Below are 3,517 nucleotides of genomic sequence, written 5' to 3'. Positions count from 1 at the left end.
TGAACGATTAGTTAGGCGTTACCCGAGCTTTGCCTTTCAGTAAGAATGGCTACGAGGATTAGGGTTGATATCAGGCCCATGAAGATGGTGGCTATTCCAGTCGAATACCCCAAGCCTTTTCGGAAAGTACCGATTGAGCGGCCTGCGCCGTTTATAAGCAGGTAAGAGGAAGGAAGCCATAAAACTCCAACGACAGACATTATGGTCGTCACTTGGGAGCCACTTAAGGATCTAACGACGCCGCTCCCAAATAAGAGGGCAGCTCCAGCCACGACAATTGCCAGTAAATATCCGTATAGGAGCCGCTTATTCATTGTGAGGGGCAAGTCTTTTCTGGGCGCAGATTAGGTTGTGGTAACGCCTAACACCTGAGTTAAGCCGCGCAGCGAAGTGGCGCGGTTTTGGGCTAGCGTAGCGGAAATCCCAAAGCCGTGCCACGAAGCGGCGTCGGCTTGAACGATTAGTTAGGCGTCATTCGGCTGATTTTGCTTCATTCCATGTGCGAGCGAGAATTATTCTTTCTTCCGTGCTGACAAGATCATCGCCTGCTCCAATTGAAAATAGTGCGTGATGTAAATTATCCGCAATTGCTAACCAGGTTTCATTCAAGGAAATTTCGTCGTCTTCAATGACAAAAGCATCATCGCCATATATTTCACGAGCACGATTTGATAGTTGGCTTTGTAAAACGGATAGGGCATTCCCTACGGGTGAGACAGGTGGTTTATGGCCAATTCTAATGACTCCCTTATGATCGTTGCCGGCATAGATTGACGCAGGATCAAATTTTTCTAACCAACGATCCCATACTTGATTGTAGATCCGAGCGGCATCTTCATCCCGTGTTCGACCGAGATTTTCAGCCTCACAATTTTTTAGGGTGGAGACTTGGTCTAAAAATCCGAGCACAGCGGGCCCGTTATGCTCAAAAAGCTCGCTGAGCCGAACTTCATGAAGCACTTTTACGCATGTGGCTCGAGTATATCCAGCGTACGACTTCGGCTGATTCGACGAGCTTTTCAGGATGTGAACGGCCCAAATCCGGCCAGGCCATCTGGCTAGCACGATTGATTGAAGCGTGCGATCAACCACAATCCAAGGTGGTGTGTCTATTGAGTTTCCTAGAATGCTATTTGGTTTGATGTCTACAAATAAATCTGGCGGCTCAACCTCTGGAACGTAAACAAACCCGTCTTGTACTTCTGAATTTTGCGTATCTTTTCCCGTTGGGCTTGTGAGATAGCGAAATAGTTTGAGCATGACGCCTAACACCTGAGTTAAGCCGCCACGCGCAGTGGCGGCGGACGCGTGCTAGCGTAGCGCAGGCACGCGGACGGTGCCACGAAGCGGGGTCGGCTTGAACGATTAGTTAGGCCGCATCTTTGCCGGACTCTCGACTGGTCTTCATTGACAAGAACAGAAACGTAATTACCGTCGGGATGATGAAACCCTTAAGGTAGGAGAGCGGATGCCTGCCTTCCAGGAAGCGAAATGGAAGCTCGAAGAACAATGCCCAATAGTGCGTAGCGACGAGAGCGGAAATGGCGGCCCACATTCCGTATAGGGCGAACCGTCGATTCATCGCGACTAAGAGCAGACTGGTTATAATCAATAAGCGAAGTATGGACTGCGCATATACAAATTTGGCGTGCCCATTGGTGGCTCCATACAGATCAGTGCCGGAACCAAGATACAAGTCGTAGAGAGTGTACACGTGGTAGAAAATCAGCAGGCCAGCTAGCGCCCAAATGATCATTCTCCTGATTTGTAGGGACCTGCCGAAGACTTGCATTGTCGCTTTGACTCCATGCATGGGCGGCTGCCCGTTGCGGCCTAACACCTGAGTTAAGCCGCCCCGTGAGTGGCGGCGGATGCGTGCTAGCGTAGCGCAGGCACGCAGACGGTGCCACGAAGCGGGGTCGGCTTGAACGATTAGTTAGCTGCTACCAGCCTTTTTTGAAGTGTTCACGCTCTCCAAAAATGATAGTGGATTCACCTTCATGTCTTGGGCTGTAGCCCCAGCGTTCTGCGGCCTTTTTAATGTGCTTTTTAGTTGAACCAAGAGGGAGCTTAAGCTCGGCATCGACTTGATCAAAATGAATAACTCTTTGGTTGTCAGACGCTGTTCGGCTTCCCATCCAAGATTCAAGAATGGCAAGGATGTCTTGCTCTGAGTAAGTGGGGGTTACTGGCACTGACGGTTTTGGAGCCGAAACGGGTGGGGGTCCAATTTTTTGGATGGCACGAATGATTTTTGCCGACGCAGGGCCAAGCGCAGCCACAAGGTTTCCATCTTGGCGTGATGGGTCATAAAGTGCTGGGGTAATCCCGAGCAAATCGGTTGGTAGCCGCAGCGTCTCCTCGTTGCCGCGAGGTATCACGACATAGCAGCGCTCTCGGCCGAGACGGCCAACGAAGAGTCCCAGTTCAAAAAGTACATTGTCTCTAGCAGCGCTTTGAGTTTTATCACGAATGGTGACTAGGTCGTCAGGAGTCAAAACAAAAACGCCAAACTCAGAGCTTTCAAGGGTTTCCGTTAGTGATTCAAGAGTGTAGCGAGAAAGGTCGAATGCTCCTTGGGACCAAACGGTTACTTCGCAGGCATGCTCAAGGTTTTCCTGAACCGCATATGCGACGTTCAGGCCTTCACTCGAAGAAGCGATAAATACGACTGGCTTGGTGGTCATGTTCTTCCTGGGTAGCAGCTAACACCTGAGTTAAGCCNNAACGATTAGTTAGGTGTGCGAGGTAGAAAGTTGTGAAATCAACATGTTTTTTGCCTTGATTGCCTCCGGTACAAACGCCCCGATTGTCAGTGCAATCATAAAGACTGGCATTAACCATGCGCCATGATCGTTCGGAAAATCCAGAGCTCCCTTTGTTGTAAAGAACAAGAAGATGGCAATAAATGCAAATACGACTGGGTGAAGGATCATCAAGATGGTTATAGATGATCCGGACGGGTTCGGGTGAATTTTTCCGAAGATCTGCGGTAGGAACGAGTTTCTGTAACGGACGAAGCGATAAATTGAAAAGCGACCAGTTGAAACATCCCCGATCCAAGGCTTTTCTTCATCTTGCGGCCTGTTGATGATTTGACTAAACCAATCGAAGAGTCCGCGCCGTCGTCTAATCTGCCTAGATAGTTGTTATTCGACCTCTTTAGGCGACAGTGGACTTTCAAAAGAGAAGCGATAGATTGGCATCGCACACCTAACACCTGAGTTAANNGCTTGAACGATTAGTTAGGGTGCTGCCGAGCCTTTCAAGATTGAATTTGCCGCGTCTAGGAAGTCTTGCAGCTGGGCAGGATCAGCACTTGAGCCATCTCGAAATGTCGTGAGCCCAATGTCAGAGAGTAAATCCAATGTACTGGACACACCCCGTGAATTGTATTCTTCGATAAATTTACACATGACGCGATAAGCATCTGCGAGTGTAATTTCGCGATTGAACTTCGGATCAGTTATTTTCATGGCGCGAAAATCCTTGGTGCTGCAGCCTAACACCTGAGTTA

5 protein-coding genes are annotated in these 3,517 nt (G+C 49.2%); all 5 read right to left on the bottom strand.

What is annotated here, in order from left to right; genetic code table 11:
* Window positions 1–471: 471 nt before the first annotated feature.
* The gene (locus tag ABE093_RS12785) at window positions 472–1,260 is read right to left on the bottom strand and encodes a hypothetical protein (RefSeq protein WP_430761299.1); all 789 of its coding nucleotides are present in this window, start codon (window positions 1,258–1,260) and stop codon (window positions 472–474) included.
* Between the two features lie 109 nt (window positions 1,261–1,369).
* On the bottom strand, window positions 1,370–1,756 hold the full coding sequence (locus ABE093_RS12780; protein WP_430761298.1) for a hypothetical protein: 387 nt from the start codon (window positions 1,754–1,756) through the stop codon (window positions 1,370–1,372).
* Window positions 1,757–1,943: 187 nt separating this feature from the next.
* A complete protein-coding gene (locus tag ABE093_RS12775) occupies window positions 1,944–2,687 on the bottom strand; it encodes a TIR domain-containing protein (RefSeq protein ID WP_430761297.1) in 744 nt (247 codons plus the stop codon).
* 48 nt (window positions 2,688–2,735) lie between these two features.
* On the bottom strand, window positions 2,736–2,936 hold the full coding sequence (locus ABE093_RS12770) for a hypothetical protein (protein ID WP_430761296.1): 201 nt from the start codon (window positions 2,934–2,936) through the stop codon (window positions 2,736–2,738).
* 309 nt (window positions 2,937–3,245) lie between these two features.
* A partial coding sequence (locus ABE093_RS12765) for a hypothetical protein (protein ID WP_430761295.1) occupies window positions 3,246–3,517 on the bottom strand: 272 nt, incomplete at its 5' end.

This window comes from Solilutibacter silvestris, from assembly GCF_050574925.1.
Taxonomy (GTDB): Bacteria; Pseudomonadota; Gammaproteobacteria; order Xanthomonadales; family Xanthomonadaceae; genus Solilutibacter; species Solilutibacter silvestris_A.
This window is presented reverse-complemented; position numbering and strand designations above follow the sequence as displayed.

Excerpts from the sequence above, each read along its gene's own strand:
- ABE093_RS12785 (WP_430761299.1), bottom strand. The coding sequence starts at position 1,260 with ATGCTCAAACTATTTCGCTATCTCACAAGCCCAACGGGAAAAGATACG.
- ABE093_RS12770 (WP_430761296.1), bottom strand. The coding sequence starts at position 2,936 with ATGATCCTTCACCCAGTCGTATTTGCATTTATTGCCATCTTCTTGTTC.
- ABE093_RS12780 (WP_430761298.1), bottom strand. The coding sequence starts at position 1,756 with ATGATCATTTGGGCGCTAGCTGGCCTGCTGATTTTCTACCACGTGTAC.
- ABE093_RS12775 (WP_430761297.1), bottom strand. The coding sequence starts at position 2,687 with ATGACCACCAAGCCAGTCGTATTTATCGCTTCTTCGAGTGAAGGCCTG.